Origin of the sequence: Enterococcus sp. H57, from assembly GCF_003112495.1 — a bacterium.
Taxonomy (GTDB): domain Bacteria; phylum Bacillota; class Bacilli; order Lactobacillales; family Enterococcaceae; genus Enterococcus_B; species Enterococcus_B faecium.
The window spans coordinates 1-25008 of record NZ_BEHC01000005.1 but is presented as its reverse complement, the minus strand read 5'-3'; the positions used below and the strand labels follow the sequence as shown (position 1 = coordinate 25008).

At 37.8% G+C, this 25008-nt stretch carries 23 protein-coding genes, 1 pseudogene and 1 riboswitch; of the genes and pseudogenes, 20 read left to right on the top strand and 4 right to left on the bottom strand.

Going from position 1 to position 25008, the window contains the following annotated elements; translation table 11 throughout:
• Positions 1 to 118 precede the first annotated feature (118 nt).
• The 8 genes from DIZ30_RS01240 to DIZ30_RS01205 all read left to right on the top strand — a co-directional run bounded on the left by DIZ30_RS01240 (position 119) and on the right by DIZ30_RS01205 (position 11087).
• Complete coding sequence (locus tag DIZ30_RS01240; protein WP_002298106.1) at positions 119 to 553, top strand: CoA-binding protein; 435 nt, start codon at positions 119 to 121, stop codon at positions 551 to 553.
• Between the two features lie 165 nt (positions 554 to 718).
• Positions 719 to 2764 carry a DNA topoisomerase IV subunit B gene (gene parE / locus DIZ30_RS01235; RefSeq protein ID WP_002317668.1) on the top strand — a complete coding sequence of 682 codons (2046 nt, stop codon included), beginning with the start codon at positions 719 to 721 and terminating at the stop codon, positions 2762 to 2764.
• 11 nt (positions 2765 to 2775) lie between these two features.
• Entirely contained in the window at positions 2776 to 5226 is a 2451-nt protein-coding gene (parC, locus tag DIZ30_RS01230) for a DNA topoisomerase IV subunit A (RefSeq protein ID WP_002298103.1), read from the top strand.
• A 276-nt stretch (positions 5227 to 5502) separates the two neighbouring features.
• Entirely contained in the window at positions 5503 to 7734 is a 2232-nt protein-coding gene (pflB, locus tag DIZ30_RS01225; protein ID WP_002289265.1) for a formate C-acetyltransferase, read from the top strand.
• A 243-nt stretch (positions 7735 to 7977) separates the two neighbouring features.
• The gene (gene pflA / locus DIZ30_RS01220) at positions 7978 to 8739 is read left to right on the top strand and encodes a pyruvate formate-lyase-activating protein (RefSeq protein WP_002298101.1); all 762 of its coding nucleotides are present in this window, start codon (positions 7978 to 7980) and stop codon (positions 8737 to 8739) included.
• Positions 8740 to 8823: 84 nt separating this feature from the next.
• Complete coding sequence (locus DIZ30_RS01215) at positions 8824 to 9750, top strand: manganese-dependent inorganic pyrophosphatase (RefSeq protein ID WP_002289263.1); 927 nt, start codon at positions 8824 to 8826, stop codon at positions 9748 to 9750.
• Between the two features lie 181 nt (positions 9751 to 9931).
• Positions 9932 to 10828, top strand: coding sequence for a DUF1803 domain-containing protein (locus DIZ30_RS01210; protein WP_002298098.1), 897 nt, complete (start codon positions 9932 to 9934; stop codon positions 10826 to 10828).
• A gap of 133 nt (positions 10829 to 10961) precedes the next feature.
• Complete coding sequence (locus DIZ30_RS01205) at positions 10962 to 11087, top strand: GNAT family protein (protein WP_002323505.1); 126 nt, start codon at positions 10962 to 10964, stop codon at positions 11085 to 11087.
• Between the two features lie 133 nt (positions 11088 to 11220).
• Here DIZ30_RS01205 and DIZ30_RS01200 read toward each other — a convergent pair whose 3' ends face one another.
• Both DIZ30_RS01200 and DIZ30_RS01195 read right to left on the bottom strand, forming a co-directional pair.
• Positions 11221 to 11853, bottom strand: coding sequence for a hypothetical protein (locus tag DIZ30_RS01200; protein ID WP_002289266.1), 633 nt, complete (start codon positions 11851 to 11853; stop codon positions 11221 to 11223).
• 147 nt (positions 11854 to 12000) lie between these two features.
• Positions 12001 to 12543 carry a DUF2179 domain-containing protein gene (locus DIZ30_RS01195; protein WP_002289260.1) on the bottom strand — a complete coding sequence of 181 codons (543 nt, stop codon included), beginning with the start codon at positions 12541 to 12543 and terminating at the stop codon, positions 12001 to 12003.
• A 134-nt stretch (positions 12544 to 12677) separates the two neighbouring features.
• On the opposite strand from DIZ30_RS01195, the gene DIZ30_RS01190 reads away from it, so the two are divergent.
• From DIZ30_RS01190 to DIZ30_RS01175, 4 genes are all read left to right on the top strand, one after another.
• Entirely contained in the window at positions 12678 to 13067 is a 390-nt protein-coding gene (locus DIZ30_RS01190; RefSeq protein WP_002297001.1) for a hypothetical protein, read from the top strand.
• Between the two features lie 3 nt (positions 13068 to 13070).
• Complete coding sequence (locus DIZ30_RS01185; RefSeq protein WP_002298096.1) at positions 13071 to 13835, top strand: alpha/beta fold hydrolase; 765 nt, start codon at positions 13071 to 13073, stop codon at positions 13833 to 13835.
• Between the two features lie 128 nt (positions 13836 to 13963).
• Positions 13964 to 14911 carry a LacI family DNA-binding transcriptional regulator gene (locus DIZ30_RS01180; protein WP_002289258.1) on the top strand — a complete coding sequence of 316 codons (948 nt, stop codon included), beginning with the start codon at positions 13964 to 13966 and terminating at the stop codon, positions 14909 to 14911.
• A 129-nt stretch (positions 14912 to 15040) separates the two neighbouring features.
• Positions 15041 to 15781 carry a hypothetical protein gene (locus DIZ30_RS01175; protein WP_002299391.1) on the top strand — a complete coding sequence of 247 codons (741 nt, stop codon included), beginning with the start codon at positions 15041 to 15043 and terminating at the stop codon, positions 15779 to 15781.
• A 292-nt stretch (positions 15782 to 16073) separates the two neighbouring features.
• On the opposite strand, the gene DIZ30_RS01170 is transcribed toward DIZ30_RS01175, so the two are convergent.
• Entirely contained in the window at positions 16074 to 16742 is a 669-nt protein-coding gene (locus DIZ30_RS01170) for a YitT family protein (protein WP_002297002.1), read from the bottom strand.
• Between the two features lie 133 nt (positions 16743 to 16875).
• On the opposite strand from DIZ30_RS01170, the gene DIZ30_RS01160 reads away from it, so the two are divergent.
• From DIZ30_RS01160 to DIZ30_RS01120, 8 genes are all read left to right on the top strand, one after another.
• Positions 16876 to 17163: a hypothetical protein gene (locus tag DIZ30_RS01160; protein WP_002289767.1), complete on the top strand. Its 288-nt coding sequence runs from the start codon at positions 16876 to 16878 to the stop codon at positions 17161 to 17163.
• Between the two features lie 414 nt (positions 17164 to 17577).
• Positions 17578 to 19116, top strand: a complete 1539-nt coding sequence (locus DIZ30_RS01150) for an ABC transporter permease/substrate-binding protein (RefSeq protein WP_002289765.1) — start codon at positions 17578 to 17580, stop codon at positions 19114 to 19116.
• Positions 19113 to 20078, top strand: coding sequence for an ABC transporter ATP-binding protein (locus DIZ30_RS01145; protein ID WP_002299396.1), 966 nt, complete (start codon positions 19113 to 19115; stop codon positions 20076 to 20078). The genes DIZ30_RS01150 and DIZ30_RS01145 overlap by 4 nt, the downstream gene beginning before the upstream one ends.
• Complete coding sequence (locus DIZ30_RS01140) at positions 20065 to 21387, top strand: NAD(P)/FAD-dependent oxidoreductase (RefSeq protein WP_109023057.1); 1323 nt, start codon at positions 20065 to 20067, stop codon at positions 21385 to 21387. Before DIZ30_RS01145 ends, DIZ30_RS01140 begins: the two co-directional genes overlap by 14 nt.
• A 62-nt stretch (positions 21388 to 21449) precedes the next feature.
• A riboswitch (TPP riboswitch) is annotated at positions 21450 to 21554 on the top strand.
• Positions 21555 to 21627: 73 nt separating this feature from the next.
• On the top strand, positions 21628 to 22371 hold the full coding sequence (locus tag DIZ30_RS01135) for an ABC transporter permease (RefSeq protein ID WP_002297003.1): 744 nt from the start codon (positions 21628 to 21630) through the stop codon (positions 22369 to 22371).
• Between the two features lie 14 nt (positions 22372 to 22385).
• On the top strand, positions 22386 to 23378 hold the full coding sequence (locus DIZ30_RS01130) for an ABC transporter substrate-binding protein (protein WP_109023056.1): 993 nt from the start codon (positions 22386 to 22388) through the stop codon (positions 23376 to 23378).
• An 11-nt stretch (positions 23379 to 23389) separates the two neighbouring features.
• A complete protein-coding gene (locus DIZ30_RS01125) occupies positions 23390 to 24127 on the top strand; it encodes an ABC transporter ATP-binding protein (protein ID WP_002297010.1) in 738 nt (245 codons plus the stop codon).
• On the top strand, positions 24117 to 24839 hold the full coding sequence (locus DIZ30_RS01120; RefSeq protein WP_002299401.1) for a TatD family hydrolase: 723 nt from the start codon (positions 24117 to 24119) through the stop codon (positions 24837 to 24839). Before DIZ30_RS01125 ends, DIZ30_RS01120 begins: the two co-directional genes overlap by 11 nt.
• Before the next feature lie 83 nt (positions 24840 to 24922).
• Here DIZ30_RS01120 and DIZ30_RS01115 read toward each other — a convergent pair.
• Positions 24923 to 25008 (bottom strand): annotated as a pseudogene (locus DIZ30_RS01115) (peptidase M23); the annotation flags it as partial.

The following is a 25008-nucleotide window of genomic DNA, read 5'->3' as shown; positions in this document are numbered from 1 at the left end:
CTCTTTCAAGTTGAAAACTATCCTTTATTTTAGCATGAATAGGTAACAGGAACAATTGAAAAAATGAAAGATACAAGTATAATAGATGGAATAAAAAGAAAAGCAAGGGGTGGCAGAAATGTCTGTAAAAAATCCAACACAAGAAACGATTTTCAACTATTTGGAAGAAGCAAAAAATATTGCCGTCGTAGGCTTGAGCAATAAACCAGAACGAACAAGTTACATGGTTGCACAGGTATTGCAAGACAATGGATATAAAATCATACCAGTAAATCCATTATTGGCTGGTGAAGAAATTCTAGGCGAGAAAGTCTATGCGAATTTGACAGAAATCGATGATCCAATCGATATCGTAGATGTATTTAGACGGAGTGAATTTTTACCTGAAGTAGCAGATGATTTTTTGAAAACTGATGCTAAAGTGTTCTGGGCACAATTAGGGATTGAAAACAAAGAAGCAGCTGAGATGCTAAGAAAAGCAGGACGTACAGATATCGTGATGGATCGTTGTATTAAGATTGAACTTGGTAAGTTGAAAGAAAACCAAAAATAAAAATGACCACAAAGAAGAGATGATCGATAGAGGGGAATGTCGAAAAAGCGGTTAGGAGATAATTAAAATTGATTTCTCGTCTACCCTCTTTTTTTTCACGACCTTTTCTAGTATGATAATCGTGGTGCGGTTTTGCCGCAAAGTATTATTGAAGGAGCGTTTGCCTTGGCAAAAAAAGTAAACAACGAATACAATGACTCGTCCATCCAAGTATTGGAAGGATTAGAGGCAGTTAGAAAAAGACCAGGGATGTACATTGGATCCACTGACAGCCGAGGCTTGCATCATTTAGTCTATGAAATCGTCGATAATGCAGTTGACGAAGCATTATCAGGTTATGGCAGTGAGATTGATGTGACCATCCATGAAGACAATAGTATAACTGTTGCAGATAGCGGACGTGGGATGCCTGTAGGAATGCATGCTTCCGGAATACCAACAGTTGAAGTGATTTTTACTGTGCTGCATGCTGGCGGAAAGTTTGGTCAAGGAGGGTACAAAACTTCTGGTGGACTGCACGGTGTAGGAGCCAGTGTGGTAAATGCCTTATCGAAATGGCTAACTGTAACGATCGTTAGAGATGGCGTAGAGTATCAGCAGAAATTTAAAAACGGCGGTAAACCTGACGGTACGTTGAAAAAGATAGGAAAAACAAAAAAAGCAAACGGGACGACTGTCCATTTTTTACCAGACGATACAATATTCAGTACAACGAAATTTTCATATGAAATTTTAGCCGAACGGTTAAGAGAATCTGCCTTTCTTCTAAAAGGCGTTAAAATCTCTCTTTCTGATCTTCGTGGAGAAGTACCAGTCAAGGAAATTTTTCATTACGAAGAAGGAATCAAAGAATTTGTTGATTATCTGAATGAAGAAAAAGATACATTGACACCAGTTGTTTATTTTTCAGGAGAAAAAGAAGGTATCGAAGTAGAGGTCGCTTATCAATACAATGACGGGTATTCAGAAAATGTCTTATCTTTTGTCAATAACGTTCGGACAAAAGATGGGGGAACCCATGAAGCTGGAATGAAAGCGGCAATGACGAAATCTTATAATGAATATGCGAGAAAAGTTGGTTTGCTGAAAGAACGGGACAAGAATCTGGAAGGTAGTGATTTCAGAGAAGGGTTAGCTGCTGTACTTTCTATCCGTGTACCTGAAAATCTTCTGCAATTTGAAGGGCAAACAAAAGAAAAACTTGGTACGCCAGTTGCTCGTACCGTAGTAGATAACGTCATCAGTGAACAAATGGGCTTTTATTTGCAGGAAAATAGCGAAATGAGCCAGATGTTGGTCCGTAAAGCAATCAAAGCCAGAGAAGCGAGAGAAGCAGCACGTAAAGCCAGAGAAGAAAGCCGAAATGGGAAGAAGCGTAAAAAAGGCGAATCTCTTCTTTCAGGAAAATTGACACCCGCACAATCCCGAAACCCTAAGAAAAATGAATTGTATTTAGTCGAAGGGGATTCTGCTGGCGGATCTGCTAAACAAGGAAGAGACAGAAAGTTCCAAGCAATTCTACCTTTACGAGGAAAAGTCATCAATACCGAAAAAGCTAAAATGCAAGATATCTTGAAAAATGAAGAAATCAATACGATGATCTATACGATTGGTGCAGGAGTCGGTCCTGAGTTTTCTATCGAAGACTGTAATTACGACAAAGTAATCATCATGACCGATGCGGATACAGACGGCGCCCATATTCAAGTATTACTGCTTACTTTCTTTTATCGTTATATGAAACCGCTGATTGAAGCTGGGAAAGTATATATCGCGTTACCGCCTTTATATAAAGTATCCAAAGGACAAGGAAAGAAGCAAGTCATTGAATATGCGTGGACAGATGACGAATTGGCAGCAATGATTAAAAAAGTCGGCAAAGGATATATGCTGCAGCGATATAAAGGACTTGGAGAGATGAATGCGGAACAATTGTGGGAAACAACGATGGATCCGACTTCCCGTACGTTGATCCGCGTCCGTATCGATGATGCTGCGCAAGCTGAACGTCGAGTAACCACACTGATGGGTGACAAAGTAGAACCTCGAAGAAAATGGATCGAAAATCACGTGCAATTTACGCTCGAAGAAGATGGCAGTATCTTAGATAAAAAAGAGGATACTGAAATCTCTCCTTCAGTTTCTAATGATTTATTAGATGAAGAACGAGCAGATAAAAATGAAAACAATCAGTTATTTGAAGTAGAATAGGAGGTCACCTGATGGAAAATCGACAAGAAGTACAAGAATTAACTTTAGAAGAAGTGATGGGTGACCGCTTCGGACGTTATTCCAAATATATTATCCAAGAACGTGCACTGCCTGATATCCGTGATGGATTGAAGCCAGTGCAACGCCGGATATTATTTGCCATGAACAAAGATGGCAATACGTATGACAAAGGATTCCGTAAATCAGCAAAATCTGTCGGAAATATCATGGGGAATTATCATCCTCATGGTGACAGCAGTATTTATGAAGCGATGGTCCGCATGAGCCAAGACTGGAAGTTGCGGGAAGTACTGATCGAAATGCACGGGAATAACGGGAGTATGGACGGTGATCCACCTGCTGCGATGCGTTATACTGAAGCCAGATTATCCAAGTTAAGTGGAGAGATGCTAGCAGATATCGAAAAAGAAACAGTCGATCTCGTGTGGAATTTTGATGATACAGAAAAAGAACCAACAGTCCTTCCAGCTCGATACCCAAACCTTCTCGTCAATGGATCGACAGGTATATCTGCTGGATATGCAACAGAAATCCCGACTCATAACTTAGCTGAAGTGATTGATGGCACAATCTATATGATCGATCATCCACAAGCGAGCCTTGAAAAATTGATGGAATATATTCCTGGACCTGACTTTCCAACAGGAGGGATCTTGCAAGGAAAAGATGAAATCAAAAAAGCTTATGAAACAGGGCGAGGAAAAGTTATTCTTCGTTCGAAAACAAAGATAGAGGCAATGAAGGGTAATAAACAGCAAATCGTGATCACAGAAATCCCATATGAAGTAAATAAAGCGACCTTGGTGAAAAAAATGGATGAGATCCGTTTGAATAAGAAAATCGATGGAATAGCTGAAGTACGAGATGAAAGTGATAGAACAGGTCTGCAAATTGTCGTCGAATTGAAAAAAGACGCCAATGCTCAAGGAATTTTGAATTATTTGTTCAAAAACACTGAGCTACAGATCAATTACAATTTCAATATGGTCGCTATCGACCATATGACTCCGCATCAAGTTGGACTGAAAGACATTTTAAGAAGTTATATCGAGCATCGAAAGCAAGTCATAACAAAACGTAGTCAATTCGATTTAGCCAAAGCTCAAAAAAGACAGCATATCGTAGAAGGATTGATGAAAGCTTTATCGATTCTGGATGAAGTAATCGTAACGATTCGTGAAAGTAAAGACAAAAAAGACGCCAAAAAGAATTTAGTCGACGTCTTTCAATTTACAGAAGAACAAGCAGAAGCAATTGTCACATTGCAATTATACCGTTTGACGAACACGGATATCACAGAGCTTCAAAAGGAATCCGAAAGCTTGATTGCGCAAATCACAGAGTTGAATAAAATCCTTTCAAATGACAAAGAGCTTTTCTCTGTTATGAAAAAAGAATTGCGAGAAGTGAAAAAAAATTATTCTTCCGCTCGTCTAACGACAATCGAAGACGAAATCGAAGAAATCAAAATTGATACGCAAGTCTTAGTGGCACAAGAAGACGTAATTGTCAGTGTGACGCGAGAAGGCTATGTGAAGCGAACAAGCCTTCGTTCTTATAGTGCTTCCAAACCAGAAGAAATCGGGATGCGAGAAGGCGACTACTTGCTATACTCAGGTGAATTGAGTACATTGGACCATGTTCTTCTGATCACAAATAAAGCAAATGTGATCTACCGCCCTGTCCATGAACTACCCGATTTGAAATGGAAAGATGCTGGTGAGCACATTTCTCAAACAATCTCCAATCTGTCTGTAGACGAATCGATTTTAGCTGTTTTCCCATATCAAAAAATTCAAGCAGAGAAAACATTTGTATTCATCAGCAAGAATGGATTGATCAAGCAAACACGAATGACAGAGTTCGAACCATGGCGCACCTATAAGAGCCGTCCGCTCAGCTGTATGAAGCTAAAGGCGGAAGAAGATGAACTGATTGCTGTGTATCTGAAAGAAGATCAGCCAGGCTTAGATGTTTTCTTAGTAACGCATCAAGGAATGGGTTTGCGCTATCCTTTAACAGATGTTCCCGTTGTTGGAGCAAAGGCAGCTGGAGTGAAGTCTATGAATTTGAAAGATGGAGATAGGATTATCAACGGGCTGCTTGTGTTAGCAGAAGGTGATACGCCGATCGTAATCGTTACTCAGCGAGGAGCTGTTAAACGCATGCTTGCTCAAGAAATCAGCCAAACTTCACGTGCGAAGCGGGGAGTGACGGTCATGCGTGAGCTGAAAAAAAATCCGCACCGTATTATCTATATGTCGGAAGGAAGATCAAAAGAAATAACCTTGATGAATCAAAAAGGGCAGCAGTTAACGATTGACCCAACTGATTTCCCTATAGGTGATCGAACATCGAATGGATCATTTGCGATGGATGAGAAAAAAGGTGGAGAAGTCATCGAAGTTATCGATGCTCCTGAGATTTTCATCGAGTCGTAACTGTTGTAGTATTTTAATGAAGAGACGCCATCTGTATTAATACAGGTGGCGTCTCTTTTTCATTCATTTTTAATAAATCCTTATACGTTTGCAAAAAAAGATGAAAGTGTTCACAATGCTTAAATGTTGGTATGTCAACGTTGATTTAAATATATGTAAATAAAACATAAAAATTGTTAAATAAAAAACAAGAAAACCCTTGCAAAGATAGGGTGCTGTGTTATACTAATCACGTAAAAACTGTTACATAAAACAGAAATTTAGGAGGTCCATACAATGGAGCAATGGAATGGATTTAAAGGTACCAAATGGAAAGAAGGCGTAGACACTAGAGACTTTATTCAAAATAACTACACTGAATATCGCGGTGATGACAGCTTTTTGGAAGGCCCAACAGAAGCAACAGAAAAATTATGGGATGAATTGCAAAAGTTAAATGATATCCAATTCGAGCGTAACGGTGTCTATGATATGGACACAGAAATCGTATCAACTATTACTTCACACGATGCAGGCTATTTGGATAAAGATTTGGAAAAAATCGTCGGTCTACAGACAGACAAACCTTTGAAACAAGCATTCATGCCGTTCGGCGGAATCAATATGGCTAACAATGCGCTAAAAAGTAATGGCTATACACCAAACGATGAATTGACACATATTTTCACTGACTGGCGCAAAACACATAATCAAGGTGTATTTGACGCTTATACTGCTGAAATGCGTGCTGCTCGTAAAAACAAAATCATTACAGGGCTTCCAGACGCTTACGGTCGCGGACGTATCATCGGTGACTATCGTCGTGTGGCATTGTATGGAATCGACTATTTGATGGAACAAAAGAAAAAAGATCATGATATGACTGGTTATCATACAATGAGTGAAGAAGTGATTCGTTTACGTGAAGAAATCACTGAACAATATCGTGCATTAGCGCAAATGAAAGAAATGGCTGCGAAATATGGCTATGATATTTCTAAACCAGCTGCAAATGCAAAAGAAGCTGTCCAATGGCTATACTTCGGATATTTAGCAGCAATCAAATCACAAAATGGTGCTGCGATGTCAATCGGACGTATCTCAGCATTCCTTGATATCTATATCCAACGTGATTTGGATAATGGAGTAATCACAGAAAAAGAAGCACAAGAATTGATCGACCACTTAGTAATGAAATTACGTATGGTCAAATTCGCGCGTACACCTGAATATAACCAATTATTCTCAGGATTCCCTATCTGGGCTACTTTATCCATTGCAGGTATGGGATTAGATGGTCGTTCATTAGTTACAAAGAATGATTTCCGTCTGCTTCATACATTAACAAATATGGGACCTTCACCAGAACCAAACTTGACTGTTTTGTATTCTGAACACCTTCCAGAAGGATTCAGAACATATGCTAGCAGAATCGCTATCGAAAGTTCTTCGATTCAATTCGAAAATGATAATCAGCTTCGTGAACAATGGGGTTCTGATGATTGTGCGATTGCTTGCTGTGTATCAGGAACAGTTGTCGGAAAAGACATGCAATTCTTTGGTGCTCGTGCTAACTTGGCTAAAACACTATTATATGCCATCAATGGCGGAGTCGATGAAGTGACTGGCGCCCAAGTTGGACCAGAATATCGTCCAATCACATCAGAAATACTAGACTTTGAAGAAGTGAAACATAACTTCATGAATATGATGGATTGGTTAGCAGAACTATATGTCAATACGTTGAACATCATTCATTATATGCATGATAAATATTCTTATGAAGCAGCTCAGCTGGCTTTGATGGATTCTGACTTGCAACGCACATTTGCTACAGGTATTGCTGGGATTTCTCATGCGGCAGACAGCTTGTCAGCGATCAAATATGCAAAAGTAAAAGCAATCCGTAATGAAAAAGGAATAGCAGTTGATTTTGAAGTGGATGGCGACTTCCCTAAATACGGAAATGATGATGACCGTGCAGATGAATTAGTTTCATGGATCTTGGAATACTTCATGGGACAAATCAAACGTCATAAAACTTACCGCAACTCAAAACCAACAACTTCATTATTGACGATTACTTCAAATGTTGTTTACGGTAAAAATACAGGAAATACTCCTGATGGCCGTGAAGCTGGAAAACCACTTGCGCCAGGAGCAAATCCAAGTTACAATGCGGAACAAAGTGGGTTATTAGCTAGCCTGAACTCAACAGCTAAAATGAATTACGGCTGTGCATTGGATGGAATTTCAAATACCCAAACAATCAATCCTTCAGGTCTTGGAAAAGAACAAGATACAAGAATCGAAAACTTGCGTAATGTCTTAGATGGATACTTCTCAAAAGGAGCTTATCATTTGAATGTCAATGTATTCAGTAATGATTTATTGCGTGATGCAATGGAAAATCCAATGAAATATCCGAACTTGACGATCCGGGTATCTGGTTATGCAGTTAAATTCCGTGACTTGACAAGAGAACAACAATTAGATGTCTTGATGAGAACTTCACACGACAGAATGTAAAAAGTTCGTGAAAAAAGTTTTTCGACTTAGCGTCGAAAGGACGTTGAATAGCCATCGCATCAAAATCGAATAATCAGTATGCTTATTTGAAAGAAACGATTTACAGGGGCAGGACTTGTATGTTCCGTCCCTGTAAATTTTACACATAACGAAGCGGCAATTGCGAAAAATTTTGTTCAGAAAGCTTCGCTTCGACAGCTAACTTGTACTTAAAATGAAATCAAAGAAAAGATGTGAACTTAAATGGAAGAAAAAACAATCGGCTATGTTCATTCTATCGAAACTTTCGGTTCAGTAGACGGACCTGGACTGCGCTTTGTCGTGTTTATGCAAGGATGCCGCATGCGTTGCCAATTTTGTCACAATCCAGATACTTGGAATATTGGCGGAGGGAAAGAATACACAGCAGATGAACTTTTAGATAAAGCAGAACGCTTCAGACCTTACTGGGGAAATAAAGGTGGTATTACTGTTAGTGGTGGAGAACCTCTATTGCAGATCGATTTTTTGATCGAACTATTTAAAAAAGCAAAAGAGCGGAAGATGCATACTACATTGGATACATGCGGAAAACCTTTTACGTATGAAGAACCTTTCTTTTCACGTTTTCAAGAATTGATGAAGTATACAGATTTACTGTTATTTGACATCAAACACATCGATAATGAAGAGCATAAAAAACTAACGCATTGGGACAATGAAAATATTTTAGAAATGGCTCAATATTTGTCAAAAATCAACAAACCGGTTTGGATTCGCCATGTACTAGTTCCTGAGCGAAGTGATTATGATGAATATTTGATCCGACTAGACAACTTTATTCAAACCTTGTCAAATGTAGACAGAGTAGAGATTCTTCCTTATCATACGATGGGAAAATACAAGTGGGAAACACTTGGTTTGAAATATCCATTAGAAGGGATCGAACCACCTACAAAAGAACGTGTCGAAAATGCTAAACGATTGCTTCATACAGAAGAGTATACAAAATATTTAACGCGATAGGTCGCATCGGAAAGAAGATAAGTATTGCTTCTTTCCGTTTTTTTGCTATTATTAAATAGGAGAAATCACAAAGGAGCGAATGACATGTCAAAAATTTTAGTTTTTGGTCACCAAAATCCAGATACAGATGCAATCGGGGCAGCCATTGCGTTTTCACACTTGCAAAATGAATTAGGTAAAGAAACAGAAGCAGTTGCTCTAGGTACACCTAATGAAGAAACACAATACGCATTAGACCACTTTCAGCTATCTGCACCACGAGTAGTAGAGTCAGCTAAAGCAGAAAATGCAGATGTCATGCTTGTGGATCATAATGAATTCCAACAAAGTATTTCAGATATCAGCGAAGTAAATATTTTAGCTGTAGTAGACCACCATCGTATTGCAAACTTTGAAACAGCTAATCCATTGTACTATCGTGCAGAACCAGTTGGATGTACAAGTACGATTATTTTAAAACTATATAAAGAAAACCAAGTAACAATTCCTAAAGAAATCGCAGGAATCATGCTCTCAGCTATCATTTCAGATACATTGTTGTTCAAATCACCAACATGTACGCCTGAAGATGAAGCAGCTGCAAAAGAACTTGCAGCAATCGCTGAAGTCGATCTAAACACTTATGGACTTGAAATGTTGAAAGCAGGAACAAATCTAAGTGATAAATCAGCTGCGGTTCTTCTTGATTTGGATGCAAAAAGTTTCCCAATGGGCAGTTCCAACGTTCGTATCGCTCAAGTCAATACAGTGGACCTTAATGAAGTGATGGATCGACAAGCAGAGCTAGAAGCAGCAATGGAAGATGAAATGAAAGCAAATGGCTACGATCTGTTCGTATTAGTTGTCACAAACATCTTAGACAGTGATTCAGAATTACTTGTTGCTGGTAAAGGAAAAGAAAAAGTAGAAGAAGCTTTCCAAACAACTTTGACCAACAACCGTGCTTTGCTTAAAGGTGTCGTTTCACGTAAAAAACAAGTCGTACCTCAATTGACGGCTGTATTTAGCTAATCAAAGGGTAGTATGAAGCATTCAAAATGAATGGATAAGCGATTGATATAAAAAGAAACATAGAACATACTAAAGGCCGAAGAAATGGAGGAGAATAACAGTCAATTATGACTCTTGTTCTTCCTCCTTTTTACGTAAAAGCCTTTTAAGTAAAATAAAACGGATAGAAAAGAGAACATATATGAACTATTATTATTCAAAAAATAAGGAAAACTTTTATCAAAAACTGACCGATGATCCGCTTTTTTCTTCATTGACCGATTATCTATATGAACATCGAGAACAAGAAACGATTCTAAGAGAATTGAAAAAAGAATTTTCGCAAAATAAATTTTCCCATTTTCTTGATCTATTGATCGATGCAGGATTAATCAAGAGGGAAGAACGAAGATATCATTTGAACTTTCCAATATTTGATCCTAAAGATTACTTGCAACAAGCCACTTCGGCTGCTGAAACCATAGCTGAACAATTGAAGAGACTCTCTGTTGATGAACAAAAATTAGCGATGGGAGAAGTTATTTGGGCGTATTGTTTCGAAGATGAACGGAAAGAAGCGTATTTTTATGGAGTAAGAAACAGCCGAGAGACAGAATTGCTGAGGGCAACTGCAGGAAATGAGAAGTACCGTTTTATCACACTTTCCTCTATAGAACACTTCCCGCTTACTTTGGCTAATTACTTTTTTGTACAGAAGAATCAGCTTCCTGTAACGAAGGCATTCAAAGAATTAGCCGAACTTATTGGAGACGTAAATGAAGCGTACTTTTTTGATCAAATAGAAGTTATCGTTGACAGGATACGTAAGAATAAATATAAAAATCGCCGGCCTAGTATTTTCCATCAGTCTCTACTTGTGACGAATACTATAAAGGAAGAAGAATCATTCACATTAGAATTACCTATTGTCGAAAAAAACAATTTTGAGATTGAATTACCAACATTGGATCCTTCATTGACAATGGAGGAAACGGCCTTTCTTAAACGACAAATCTTTTCTGAGCTGAGCAAGAAATTTATACCGCATGCATTTTCTTATATCAAAGAATATAGAACAGTTTTAGTGAGTAAAACCTAAGAGAGCAGTAAGCAAAAATTATACTGACTCTTGCAGGAGGAGCCTTTCTCTTCCTTTATGGTTAAAAGAATTATTTGAGTATTTTGCCTATCTACCACCTATTGGATTCACTACATGGTCTGGAAACAAAGGAATGCAAAAAAATGGTGAGAAATGTGGAATGACAAAGGAAGTAGTGATAAGAAAAGTTAGATTTTTAAATAATCAATATTATGATTCAGTCAAGTATGGCATTTTATGGGAAGAACTAGCTGCTTAGATTAGGAAGTCCATTTGATGATCCAGAATCACTAAGAAACGAATGGCGAGTCATTAATAATTTATCCAATCTTGGGTTATTCTTTTAGATTGAAGTGTTTAAAACTAAAAAAGCATTTATGAAGTCGTAATAGTCAGGCTTCAAAATGCTTTTTATTTTGTTTGTTTTTTCTTTGCCACATAAATACACCTAGACTGACGATGAAGAGCATATCCAACAGATTTCCTGCGACTTGGATCGTCGAAGGGTTGGTCAGTGGCATTAAAGCAAGGACAAAAAAGGAAAACAAGCTGTAAATAAAACAGGTGACAGGAACTAATCGAAAGAAGAGTGGACATTTCAATTGGCTAAAAATGAGTGAAAAAATAAAATAAGTAAAAATGGATAAAATCACGACTAAACCATTCATGATAAAGAAGAAAAGCGTATTGTGATTAAACGAATAAAAAAGAATTGCTAAAAAAGAAAACGTTTTAAATGCAATCAATACACTTGAAGCTTCGTTTAACGTACCAGGATGTCGATGAAAAAAATAGGCACCGAAATAAACAGAAAACAGTAAGCCGCAAAGAGAAGACAAAATCAAAAAAAACGGATTTTCTTCGGCTTCTGTGATATCAGAATGATCCAAAAGCAACCAGCCTAATGCACTAGAAGGCGCATGTGAGGTCTTAAGGTATGAATAACATAGAAAAAATAAGATCGTCAAAGTTGCAAAAAAAGAGCCTAAATGTAAAAAATTAGTGGTTCTACGTTGAATTTCCATAATATCTCCAAATTAAATTGATAAGTATATAAAGTATAATAACAAATTGATGAGTATATGTCGATGTTTTTTAATCAAAATAATAAATAAAAACTGTCTAACATTTAAAATTTAATTTAGATATTAGACAGTTTTTAAGTTTGTGAGTTATTTTCCTTGTCGTTTTCTCACTTTTTTAGTCCAGAAACCACCTGAAATATATTTTGGCTCATAAGAAATGATAAAAGCACGCTCTTCGATTTCTTTGATCAGGCGATACAGTTCACGTTCGCTTTTTCTAGGAGAAAGTATTTCGAGAACTAGCCGCTCACCTTCCAGCCCCATTGCAGAAGTCTGTGTCACACCATAACCGTGTTCTCTCAGTATACCCGGCAAACTTTTATCTTCTGCGCTATTTGCTGGCAAAATCGTTGTGACCATGATGTATCCTAATGCCAATTTGTCTTCAATCAAAATTCCGACACTGATACCTACTGCGTAACCTAACGCATAGACAAATAAATTCAGTGGATTATCTAAACGATCTAAAACAAGGGATAAGCCGACGATATAAATCGTGATCTCGACCATACTGACAAGTGGAGCAATCAGTCGATAGCCTTTCATTGTCAACATGAAACGTAACGTGTTCAGAGTGATATAAGCAAAATTAATGAGGAAGATCATCCCCAACATTTTTGGATCAATCATTTGTAAAACTCCTTTCATTTATATAACAACAATATCAAAAAAAATCGTAAGTGAAGAAAAATTGAAACTTTATACATACAAAAAAATGATAAAATGATTATAATAGAATTATAAAGATAGGTTAGGTGATTAAAATGAAAACGGTCAATCGTGTGTTTTGTGCCAGCCACGTGCTAAGTCTCCTTCTCAGTATATACTTAGGTGTCTATTCGATTCAACAGCCAATTGAGGTAGAGAACATTGTTTTTCAGATGTCGCTGACAGATGGTTTAATTTTAAGCGTTTTTTTCTTTTTGATACTGTTTATTGGTAATATTTTCGGTAGCGTTGCCAGTTTTTTGAATTTTTCTATTTATCCACTCCTTTCGCTAGCATTAGGAGTGGTGGGACTTTGTTCTCTGTGCTTATTTCCCGAGCCATTCAGTCCTGCATTTATATTATTTGGTACACTGAACCTGTTCCAGACAACTGTTGGAGCATGGTTGCTATGGCGATCAGGAAATTTAATGAAAATAGGTGAGTAACAATTGAATCCAATTATATTGAAACGTTCTGTCCATCATATTCCAGTGTTAGAAGTTGTTCTGAAAGAATTAAGAGAGGAACGTATTCCCGTTGTCATCTATTATCACGGATGGCAGACAAGTAAGGAGTTAGTTTTGACGCAAGGAAGAAAAATTGCGCAGCAGGGCATTCGTGTGATCCTGCCAGATGCGATGAATCATGGGGAGCGCAAACAGCCGGTTTCTTCTATTCCATCCTATACATTTTGGGATAGTATCTACGGAAATCTGTTTGAATTTGACACACTTATCAAGCATTTAGAAAAAAGAGGTCTTCTACATGATCAGCTTGCAGTTGGCGGGGTTTCGATGGGGGGAATGACAACATGCGCCTTGTTGGCTAAACATCCTCATATAGTAGCGGGCGTGTGTTTGATGGGTTCCCCTGCACCTTTGGAATATGGAAAAGAAATCGTAAGGCGCGGATCGGAATATAATTATGTCGTACCAAAAGACTATTTTGATTTGATTTCATGGGTTAAGAGCTATGATTTGTCATTGCAGCCGGAAAAGTTAGCTGGACGTCCTCTGTTCTTTTGGCATGGACAAGCTGACGAAAAAATCCCTTATATACAAACGGAACGATTTGTAGAAAAAAATCGGCATAAGTCTTACGGAAAAGAAATTGTTTTTCGTTCCTCAAAAACACAGCGACATATGGTACAAATACCACTAATGGAAGAAGCTTCCACTTTTTTAGCAAAAAATTTGATAAAAAAGTATAAATAATTGAAACGGAAAATCACTCATGACGATAGAGGATTTTCCGTTTTTTATTTTGGGCTATAATAAACTCTGTTAGGAAAATTTGGTATAATTGATAGTAAGAATGACAACATGTTAGAAAGGAAGAGAGCATGCCCACTTTAGCAGATGTTGCAAAACGTGCCAATGTTTCAAAAATGACGGTCTCTCGAGTCATCAATCATCCGGAACAGGTGACTGACGAATTGAAAGAGTTAGTTTTCTCAGCAATGGCTGAACTGGATTACCGTCCAAATATTGCTGCAAAAGCACTTGTCACGAATCGGTCGCAGATCATCAAATTATTTATACTGGAAGAAATCGACACAACTGAGCCCTATTACATGAATTTGCTGATGGGAATCGCTAAACGGATCGGTAAAGCGCATTATTCTCTCCAATTAGTTACAAATGATGCCTTCGACGTCGGTTCTTGTGATGGATACATCATCACAGGTGTCAGAAAAAAAGACTTCGATTGGATCGATCGTTTGGAAAAACCAGTTGTCTTGTTTGGGGAAAATTCTGAAGGATATGATTATGTAGACAGCGATAATGAATATGGTACAGCAAAAGCAACGCAATATGCCTTAGAAAGAGATTATCAAACGATTATTTATATCGGTATCGAAGTGGACGAGCCTTTTGAAATTTCAAGGGAAACTGGTTATTTATCTGTGATGAAGGAAGTTGATCTTCCTAGTAAAATCTTGCGGTTTCCAAATCATTCGACAGAAGTAGAAAGATATATGACAGAAAACTGGGCAGATTTTACAGATAAAACTTGTTTTGTATGTAGTTCAGATCGGCTAGCACTAGGAGCAGTAAGAGGGATTATAAATGCTGGAGGACACTTGCCCGAAGAATTTGGTGTGATTGGATTTGATGGGGTATTTTTAGACCAAATCAGTTCACCTAAATTGACAACGATCAAGCAAGATATTATACGTATGGGTGAAGTATGTGGAGAAATGTTGTTAAAAAAAATAGAAGAAAAAGGGGCGAGTCAAGGTTATCGTCGTTTTTTTCCTGAACTAGTTATCAGAGAGACAACGAATTAAGTCTTATTACTATATATATATTTATGAAATTCATCGCTATTTTCTTAAAATAATCAGCGCATTGCTACTGAAAACAATGAATCTGTGCTATTATTGAGAAAAGTTCCATTTTTGAGAAGGATGGTTTGAATGAAAGAAATCAGACGAAAACATTTCCGTTTTCCTGCGTACGATGATGAGTTAGGCGTAAAATTAACCAACGACAAGAAGCGAGTATTATTTGACGGACAAGAAGATCTTTTGACTGAACAGAATCAGTCCCCGTTTGAGCAGATGAAAGAATTTCATTTCACGAACACGAACACCGAGAAAATCCGTCGCAAGCGTCGTGCAACAAATGGATTGAAGTCAGCTCCGCGTAAGGGAAATTTGGAAAAGCATAAAGGAAAATTACCGGATTATACCGGCCATTACCAATCAGAAATCACATCGACAGGACGAAAAAAACTTTTTGGTGATTCCTCTCGTTCTGTCAGACAAAGTGAAACAAGGACAGAGTCCAAGCATACTACACGAAACGCATCTGTTGACACGAAGGTGCGGGAGCGTTCTTATTTTGTTCCTAAATATGTACCCGCATCGATTATCCCAGACCCTAGAGAAAGCAAAATTTCTGAGGATCATTTAATCGAATCGATGAAAAAAACGGATGACTCTTATCTGTTGTTCGATACTGAACCGACGCCGTATCAAGAAAAAAGAAATGGTGAGCCGTCTGTACGAACATTCAATCGAACAAAAATGTTAGAGGAAACAAAGCAGTCAGAAGAAAAAAAATCGAAAAAAAGCCATGGTATTTTAGAACGCTCATTACAAGGATTGATCGATGATCAAGGAAACTCTTTGGGAGAAAATAGCTATTTTAAATAAGTGATATACAAATTTATATTCGGCTACAGTTGGAAAGGAAACGCTGCGGCGTTTCCTTATTTTATACTCTATCCGAAAGTTTATATCGTATCCTCAGATTTTTTTGAGCTTAAGCGAATTTTTTCTCCCAATAAGTAAGAAAATAATGGCAAAATAAAAAAACAAACTATTTTCGCAGATCGTTTGCAAAAATAGTTTATTTTTTATTTTTTTATAAAGAAGATTTTACTGAATAATATCATTTTAGTTTACATAATGATATTTCTGTAAATAAAGTAGTGAAAAATAAGAATCAGTGCTCTAACTGTTCAAGAGGGTCAAGTGGTTCAAATGTTTCTGTAGTCTGTTTTGCTTCCAATTGGGGCAAAACAGATCCAATTTCCAGATATTTCACTTTATTCAATGTATAAGATAGAATAGAACAGCTAAGTAATGTATACAGAAAATGTGTGAGATCCAAATAAAGCAAGGAGACAACTAAAATACCAAAAGTAATCAAGAAAAGACTTTTGCCAATCTTAATATGAAAATATTTTTCAATGGCTTGATAAATGATATCTGTTCCGCCTGTGCTTCCGCCGAATCGAAAGACGAGACCGCAACCAATGCCAGAAAGAATACCTGTCATCAAACTATTGATCAGTAGACTATCTACAGCAAAATGTATATGAAGGCTCTCCCATAAATGTAAAAAGAAAACTAGCGCAAATGTTCCGACGATCGTCCGGAGAAAAGCGTGTTTTCCAAAAAGAAACAATGAGATAAGCAATAAAGGTAAATTAAAAAGCAGTGAAGTGACAGAAGGAGCGAATCCAAAAAGATTATGCAAGAGCAAAGCAATACCAGTAACCCCACCATCTGCCAGCTTAGATGGAATATTGATTCCTGTCACAGCTAATCCGTAGATTCCTGCGCCTAAAATGATTCCGCACAATTCTGTAAATAAATTTAATTTTTTCATTTCTAGCCTCTTTTCTTTTGAAAATTTTCAGCAACTTCTTTATTATACTGACTTATACTCTTACTTCAAGAGGAAAATGAAAAAAAATTATTTTTGGCTGTTTCTTTTTATTTATCAAATAAGGAGTGGAAAAATGCGAGCAGCAGACTTATTGACAATTCTTACAAAATCACCCAAAAAAACAGAGTATCAAGGAGTTTTTTTGGCTCAAGAACAAAAACTGGTGCCTGTGACAATGGTCCAGATAAATAAAGCAAATCAATTTATCTTTTTATTTGAACACGGCAAAGCACCACTTGCTATGAAAGACATCTTTCTTTTTTTGATGAAGAACCGTGAGAAAGCTGTTTATTATCAGTCAAAAGAAGAACTCATTCCGCTTTATGGAGTGAAAGAGATAGAAAATAAAGTGGTGATATAAGTAAAAATAAGAAAACAAGACGTTTGTGATGTCAAAACAACCGTTTTTTACATTTTTGGCAAAAAAGTGTCATGATACAGTATAATATTCGTTGAACAGGCCAATAAAGGTGTTCTCCCCCACGAGATTTCTACTTTATTGGCTGTTTCTTTTTATTAAAATAAAAGTTGTGTGTGTAAAAAAGATATAGCTGATTCCAAGTGACAATTTCGTATAGATTTTTATGGTATTCGTAGTGAAAAAACGAGAACCAAAAAGTTGATCCGACTTTGTTGCTTGGATTCTTTTTTGTCAGCATATTTAGAGGTATTTTTTTCTTTTTTTTGTTCGTGCTGTAAGGTTAAGGCAAGACAAGTTAGTTGGGAAAAAGGAAAGAAATGTTTATACTTAAAGAATAACAGAAAGGAAGGTCGCATGAATAATTTTATACAAACATTAAGTGAAAGAAAAGGCGAGTTGCTGGAAGCTGCATTTCAACATCTGTCCATTTCTCTCATTTCTTTGCTGATTGCAGCACTGATTGCTATTCCTTTAGCGATTTGGGCAGCCAATCATAAAAAAATGGCAGAAGTCTTATTGCAGATCACGGGTGTGCTCCAAACGATTCCTTCACTTGCCTTATTAGGTTTACTTATCCCATTTGTAGGGATCGGAACTGTTCCAGCATTGATTGCACTTGTTATTTACGCTTTGCTTCCGATTTTCCAAAACACGTATATTGGTCTAGCTGAAATTGACCCGTCTATTGAAGAAGCAGCGGTAGCATTTGGTATGTCCAGAATGAGACGCTTGCTGAAAGTAGAGCTTCCCATCGCATTACCTGTCATTATCTCAGGTATCCGAACTGCCTTAGTTTTAATCATCGGTACGGCTACTTTGGCAGCATTGATCGGAGCAGGTGGATTAGGGACATTTATTTTGTTAGGTATTGACCGAAATACACCTGTTTTGACATTGATTGGTGCGATCAGTTCTGCCTTGCTTGCAATTATATTCAGCGGACTGATTCGCTGGTTGCAGCATAAGAAACCTCGATATTCCATCATTACTTTAGCAGCAGTGGTGTGTTTATTTGGCGGCGTTTCTTTATATCAGTCTGCCTTGTTTAAAAATGAAACCATCACGATTGCTGGAAAATTAGGAGCGGAACCTGAAATCCTGATCCAAATGTATAAAGAATTGATTGAAGACAACACAAAAACAGAAGTTGAATTAAAACCGAATTTTGGCAAGACGAGTTTTTTGTTCAATGCACTGGATCAAGGTCAAATCGATATCTATCCTGAGTTCACAGGTACTGTCCTAGAAAGCTTGGTGAAGGTACCTGAAGCAATGAAAAGTGCTGATTTGACAAAAGAAAAAACATATGACGAAGCAGAAGAATTATTGAATAAGCAATTCGATATGACATTATTAAAACCAATGGCTTACCAAAATACGTATGCCTTGGCAGTCAAGAGATCTTTTGCGAACGAACATCAACTTAAAAAGATTTCCGATTTGGCAGCTATCTCTGATCAGATCAAAGCGGGATTCACACTGGAATTTATTGATCGTTCAGATGGATATAAAGGAATCCAAGAAGCATATGGCTTGAATTTTTCAAGTGTACAAAGCATGGAGCCAAGTTTGCGTTACCAAGCAATCAATAATGGAGATGTCAATATTGTGGATGCCTATTCCACAGATAGCCAGCTCAAGGAGTACGATCTAGTGACTCTAGAAGATGATCGAGGGTTATTCCCAGCTTATCAAGGCGCACCGCTGATGAAAAAAGATTTTGCTAAAGAACATCCTGAAATCGTTAAAGCACTGAATAAATTAAGCGGAAAAATAACAGAGGATCAAATGATTGATATGAATTACCAAGTCAATGTCGAAAAGAAAAAGCCGACAGAAGTAGCACGAATCTTCCTGAAAAATGAAGGATTAGTAAAGGAGGAAGATCAGTGACTAAATTAATCGAGTTCAAACATGTGCAAAAAAAGTATGATAGAAAGTATGTCATCGATGACCTAAATCTGGCAATCAAAAAAGGAGAAATCTTTGTTTTGGTTGGTCCTTCCGGTAGTGGAAAAACAACTACTTTGAAAATGATCAATGGATTATCTAAACCATCAGCAGGAGACATCTACTTCAAAGGAAAATCGTTAAATGAATATAATCTGCAGAAAATGCGGTGGAATATGGGATATGTGCTGCAGCAAATCGCTTTGTTCCCGACCATGACAGTCAAGCAAAATATTGAAGTCATCCCTGAAATGTTAGGTTGGGAAAAGCAGAAAAGAGCAGACCGTGTAGATGAACTTCTTCAAAAAGTTGGCTTATCTCCTGATATTTATCGAGATCGTATGCCTAGAGAGTTGTCTGGAGGAGAACAGCAACGGATCGGGATCATCCGAGCTATTGCTGCAAGCCCAGATGTGATTTTGATGGACGAGCCATTTAGCGCATTAGATCCGATTTCAAGAAACTCATTACAAGAATTGGTTTTGTCCTTACACGAAGAATTGGGCACGACCATCGTTTTCGTTACGCACAATATGGAAGAAGCAATCAAGCTAGGTGATCGTATTGCATTTATGAAGGATGGAGAAATTATCCAATGTGACACACCAGAGCAGTTATTGATGAATCCTAAAAACGACTACGTTCGGCATTTCTTTAATGAACCGAAACAGACGAAAGAGTGGCGAGTAGAAGATTTAGTCGTCAATGGATATTTCTTAAATGAAATACCAGAAAATGCTCGTCAACAAGTTTGCTTTGATACGCCTATGAAAGAAGTATATTCGCTTCTTTCGGTGTATCCAAGCATTGTGATAGTAGAAAAGCAAAGAAGTATTGGGTCGCTGACAAGTAAAGAAATCTTTGCTTTTTTAAGTCGAGAGGAGGAAGGAAATGAAAACATATGATGCAATCGTCATCGGTTCAGGTGTGAGCGGCTTAAGTGCTGCTTATGGATTGAAAGAAGCAGGTAAAACAGTACTAGTGGTCGAAGAAGATCTATGGGGCGGGACTTGTCCTAACCGTGGATGTGATCCTAAAAAAGTCTTGTTAAGTGCAGTAGAGGCACGTAATCGGGTAAAACAATTGAGTGGAAAAGGTTTTAACGAGATCCCAACTGCCAACTGGGAAGAACTTCAAAAATTCAAACGAACATTTACGGATCCAGTCCCAGAAAGCCGAAAAAAACAATTAGCAGAAGCTGAAATCGATCATCTTTCAGGAACCGCTCGTTTTTTGGATGATTCATCTATTGAAGTCAACGAAGAAGTCTTCCATGCGGATTACTTTGTTTTGGCAACCGGGCAAAGACCTACGATCTTACCAGTGGAGGGAAAGGAATACTTGAAAACTAGTGCAGACTTTTTATCATTGCCTGTACTGCCTAAAGAAATCATTTTTATCGGTGGTGGTTATATTGCTTTTGAGCTAGCTACGATTGCCAATGCTGCAGGGAGCAAAGTAACCATTGTCCATCATAATCAACGGCCATTAAAAGAATTTGAGGCGTCTTTGGTAGAGGAAGCCGTCCATCAAATGGAAGCATCTGGCATTCAGTTTGCTTTTGGTGTTGAAACCCAAAAGATCATTTCAGAAGGTACTCGCTATCGTTTAGTCGGAAAAGAGACGGAATTAGTAGCAGATATGATTTTTTGTGCGACTGGGAGACAGCCGAATACAGAATCTTTAGCACTTGAGCAAGCGAATGTCGTCTTTGATAAACACGGAATTGCAGTCAATGATTATCTGCAAACGAGCAATCCAAAAATTTTTGCGTGTGGAGATATTGTTTCAAGGAAACCCCCCAAATTGACACCAGTCGCCACTTTTGAAGGAAATTATGTAGCTAAGCGGATAACGGATGCAACAAGCGAACCTATCAAATATCCGATTATACCTACGATCGTCTACGCCAGTCCTAAACTTGCTGAAGTAGGTGTTACAAAAAGTCACGCTTCTTCGTCAGATCAAGTGGTAGAGATGGATCTTACCAGTTGGTTCACCTATCATCGTGTCAATGAACCAGTTGCTAAGGCTGAATTGACCTTTGACCAGCAAAATTATTTGATTGGTGCTGCAGTGATTAGCGAGCAAGCAGACGAATTGATCGATGATTTGACACTAGTCATCAATCAAAAATTGACTAAAAAAGAGTTGGATAGCTATATCATGGGGTATCCGACATTGGCAAGTGATCTCTCCTATTTATTGAAATAATCAGCATGATAACTAAAGCGCTTGTTGCTTTTTCCTTCTTGTGCTACACTTTAAAAAATGAATACCTGTTTCTGGGGATGTCGTAGACGACATGAGAGTAAGTTGTGAACTTAGACCCATTGAACCTGTCAGTTAATACTGGTGAAGGGAGAAACATAGCAGACGCTTGAAGCGGGTTACTATGTCGTGCCCATTTCAAGCGTTTTTTGTTATTCATATTAGAAGAAAGGAGGTATCAAAATGAAGAAAAATCTTTATCCAGCAGTCAGTATGGCATTCATTTTAATTATTTGGCAGATTGTTGTCATAGTTTGGAAAATACCTGCCTTTATTTTACCCGGACCTGCTGCTGTATTTTCTGCATTAGCGGCAGATGCACAAGTATTACTTTCCCATTCTGTCACGACATTAAATGAAGCAGTGCTTGGTTTGGTAATAGCTAGCGTTCTTTCTTTTATTACTGCCTTGGCAATGGATTATTGGAAGTTTTTAGAAATGTCTTTTTATCCGTTACTAGTGATTTCACAAATGTTGCCAATCATGGTGTTAGGGCCATTACTTACCCTATGGTTTGGTTTCGGTATGCTTCCAAAAGTGATCCTTGTTGTCTTGATAAGCTATTTTCCGATCGTAGTTTCTTTTTCGGATACATTGAGGAAAGTATCAAAAGAGCAAATCATCTTTTTGAAAACGATGGGGGCAGATACAGGGAAGATTTATCGAATATATAAAATACCAGCGGGTTTATCCGGCTTCTTTTCCGGTTTAAAAGTGGCTGCTACTTATTGTGTCAGCGGAGCAGTCGTTGGAGAATGGCTAAGTGCTCAAGCAGGCTTAGGGTATTACATGATACGCGTAAAAAACAGCTACCAGATCGATAAAGTTTTTGCTGCGATCATTTGTGTCATTCTATTGAGTTTATTGCTGAATGGCGCTTGTTCATTATTGAAAAAAGGGTATTATCGTATGCTTTATATTTTTTAAGAGAAGGGGATCAAATGAAAAAATTATGGCTTTTATTACCGCTACTGTTGCTTTTATCCGCTTGTGGCACTGCAAAAGAAACAAGTAGCAAACAAGAAACAAAGGATTTGAAAAAAGTGACACTTGTTTTGGATTATGTACCGAATACTAATCATACTGGCATCTACCTAGCAAAAGAAAAAGGCTATTATAAAGAGGCTGGTTTAAATGTCCAAATCATCGAACCAGGAGATAATTCGACAAGTATTGGTCTAGTAGGTGCGGACAAAGCACAATTTGGTGTAAGTTATCAAGAAGATATCACTTATGCTCACGCAGATGGACAGAATATACCAGTCAAAGCAATTGCTACAGTGATCAAACATAATACTTCTGGATTCGCCACCCTATCAGACAGTAACATCCATTCACCAAAAGATTTTGAAGGAAAAACATATGCAGGTTGGCAAAGTCCAAGTGAAGAAGCTGTCTTAAAAGCTGTGATGGAAAAAGACGGCGGGGACTTTTCAAAACTGACAATGGTAGGAAGCAATGGAGAAGGGCCAGAAAGCTTAGGAAAATCCTCAGATATCCAATGGTACTTTGAAGGTTGGGATATGATCAAAGCAAAAGAAGCGGGTATTGAACTAAACTATATCCCATTGAAAGAATTAGATGAACGGTTAGATTACTATACTCCGGTAATTATTACGAATGATCAACTGATCAAAAGTGATCCAGAATTGGTACAGTCTTTTATGGATGCCACGAAAAAAGGCTATCAGGAAGCTATTAAGGATCCAAATGACAGTGCTAAACTGTTGCAAAAATATGCAAAAGAAAATGATCGGACGTTTTTAGAAGAATCACAAGCATTCTTGTCAAAAAATTATACGGATAATCCTGAGAATTGGGGATTGATGGAAGAAAAAGTTTGGCGCAATTATACAGCTTTTATGCAGGAAAACGGATTGATCAAGCAAGATGTACCTTCGCAAGAACTATTCACTAATCAGTTTATAAAATAGGAGTGATAGATATGTCAATCCAAATCAGCCACTTGAATGTAGTCATTGAAAACCTGAAAATATTAGAAGACATCCATTTCACTATCCCTAAAGATACCTTTACATCGATTGTCGCGCCAAGCGGAGCCGGTAAGTCAACATTGCTGAAAACTTTAACAGGAGTCCAGCCTATGACTTCTGGAACGATCAAAGTAGACGATCAAAAAGTAACTGGTCTCCATACAGCATTTAGTTATATGCCGCAAGAAGATATGTTACTTCCTTGGCTGAGCGTCTATCAAAACGTTACGTTATATCAAAAAATCAATCATCTAACAATCAATGAAGAACAAGTAAGGGATTATCTGGATATCTTTGGGTTAAACGGATATGAACATTTTTTGCCGGAACAATTATCTGGCGGGATGAAGCAGCGAACGGCCTTGTTACGAACAATCATGAATCCTTCTTCTTACTTGCTTCTTGATGAACCATTTGGAGCGTTAGATGCTATGACCAGAGGGCAGATGCAAGACTGGATGTTGAAGCTGCCTAAAAAAGCAAAGCGGACTACTTTACTTGTGACGCATGATATCGAAGAAGCAATTTATTTATCAGACAGGATTCTTGTGCTTTCCGCCCGTCCGGCACATGTGATTGCTGAGATTCAAGTGCCTGAAAAACGACGGTCACGTGAATGGCTACTGCAGCAATCAGAGTTGAAGCAAACGATTTATCAGTTATTGGCAGGTGAATTAGATGTTAAGTGATGCTCATTGTCATTTAGATGGGAGTCAGAGTTTAGCACTCCTTCAGCAGGAACACACGATTTTGACGATCATCAATTGTGATTCGCCAGAAGAATGGAAGGAAAACAGACAGCTTGCAGCAAGTAAGACTCAAGCCTTAAGTTACGGTATCCATCCTTGGAAAGCAGATAGCTATACGTTTGAACAAGTTGAGCCTTTTTTGAAAAAAGCAAGGATCATCGGTGAAATAGGGTTAGATAATATTTGGACGAATGTACCGATGACTACACAAAAAAAAGTATTTGAGCGACAGCTTGCTTTTGCAGCCATAAATGAGAAACCTGTTGTACTGCATACAAAAGGATGCGAAAAAGAGATCTTAAATTATATCCAATCTTACCCTAATCACTATTTGATTCATTGGTATTCTTCTTTGGACTATCAACAAGACTATATTGATTTAGGCTGTTATTTCAGCATTGGTCTTGATTTGAAAAAGAACCCAGCAGTCTGGCAACTAGCTAAAACAGTCCCAATCGACCACTTACTTATTGAAACGGATGGACTACATGCAGCAGAGTGGGCTTTAGGGGGGATTTTTTCAGAAAAATATTATGTCTCACTGCTTGAAGAACAGTTAAAGACAATCGCTGAGATCAAAGAGCTATCAGTTGAAGAAGTTAAGAAAAATACTTATCAAAACTTGGAACGTTTCATTAGATTAGGTAAATAAAAAGGAGGTGTGACACTAGTTGTGTCACACCTCTTTTTGGCTTTCTTTGTATAAAAGTAAACCGTTCGATTAATAAATGAATCTTAGTACCAACCGTTTGCTTCCCAGAATGCTTTCGCCGCTTCCCAAGAACCATAACGTGAAGTAACATATTGTTCTGCTACTCTTT

Excerpts from the sequence above, each read along its gene's own strand:
- parC (WP_002298103.1), top strand. The coding sequence starts at position 2,776 with ATGGAAAATCGACAAGAAGTACAAGAATTAACTTTAGAAGAAGTGATG.
- DIZ30_RS01135 (WP_002297003.1), top strand. The coding sequence starts at position 21,628 with ATGAAGAAAAATCTTTATCCAGCAGTCAGTATGGCATTCATTTTAATT.
- DIZ30_RS01215 (WP_002289263.1), top strand. The coding sequence starts at position 8,824 with ATGTCAAAAATTTTAGTTTTTGGTCACCAAAATCCAGATACAGATGCA.
- DIZ30_RS01210 (WP_002298098.1), top strand. The coding sequence starts at position 9,932 with ATGAACTATTATTATTCAAAAAATAAGGAAAACTTTTATCAAAAACTG.
- DIZ30_RS01190 (WP_002297001.1), top strand. The coding sequence starts at position 12,678 with ATGAAAACGGTCAATCGTGTGTTTTGTGCCAGCCACGTGCTAAGTCTC.
- pflA (WP_002298101.1), top strand. The coding sequence starts at position 7,978 with ATGGAAGAAAAAACAATCGGCTATGTTCATTCTATCGAAACTTTCGGT.
- pflB (WP_002289265.1), top strand. The coding sequence starts at position 5,503 with ATGGAGCAATGGAATGGATTTAAAGGTACCAAATGGAAAGAAGGCGTA.
- DIZ30_RS01170 (WP_002297002.1), bottom strand. The coding sequence starts at position 16,742 with ATGAAAAAATTAAATTTATTTACAGAATTGTGCGGAATCATTTTAGGC.
- DIZ30_RS01200 (WP_002289266.1), bottom strand. The coding sequence starts at position 11,853 with ATGGAAATTCAACGTAGAACCACTAATTTTTTACATTTAGGCTCTTTT.
- DIZ30_RS01240 (WP_002298106.1), top strand. The coding sequence starts at position 119 with ATGTCTGTAAAAAATCCAACACAAGAAACGATTTTCAACTATTTGGAA.
- DIZ30_RS01140 (WP_109023057.1), top strand. The coding sequence starts at position 20,065 with ATGAAAACATATGATGCAATCGTCATCGGTTCAGGTGTGAGCGGCTTA.
- DIZ30_RS01175 (WP_002299391.1), top strand. The coding sequence starts at position 15,041 with ATGAAAGAAATCAGACGAAAACATTTCCGTTTTCCTGCGTACGATGAT.
- DIZ30_RS01150 (WP_002289765.1), top strand. The coding sequence starts at position 17,578 with ATGAATAATTTTATACAAACATTAAGTGAAAGAAAAGGCGAGTTGCTG.
- DIZ30_RS01125 (WP_002297010.1), top strand. The coding sequence starts at position 23,390 with ATGTCAATCCAAATCAGCCACTTGAATGTAGTCATTGAAAACCTGAAA.
- DIZ30_RS01130 (WP_109023056.1), top strand. The coding sequence starts at position 22,386 with ATGAAAAAATTATGGCTTTTATTACCGCTACTGTTGCTTTTATCCGCT.
- DIZ30_RS01120 (WP_002299401.1), top strand. The coding sequence starts at position 24,117 with ATGTTAAGTGATGCTCATTGTCATTTAGATGGGAGTCAGAGTTTAGCA.
- DIZ30_RS01195 (WP_002289260.1), bottom strand. The coding sequence starts at position 12,543 with ATGATTGATCCAAAAATGTTGGGGATGATCTTCCTCATTAATTTTGCT.
- DIZ30_RS01160 (WP_002289767.1), top strand. The coding sequence starts at position 16,876 with ATGCGAGCAGCAGACTTATTGACAATTCTTACAAAATCACCCAAAAAA.
- DIZ30_RS01180 (WP_002289258.1), top strand. The coding sequence starts at position 13,964 with ATGCCCACTTTAGCAGATGTTGCAAAACGTGCCAATGTTTCAAAAATG.
- DIZ30_RS01205 (WP_002323505.1), top strand. The coding sequence starts at position 10,962 with ATGCAAAAAAATGGTGAGAAATGTGGAATGACAAAGGAAGTAGTGATA.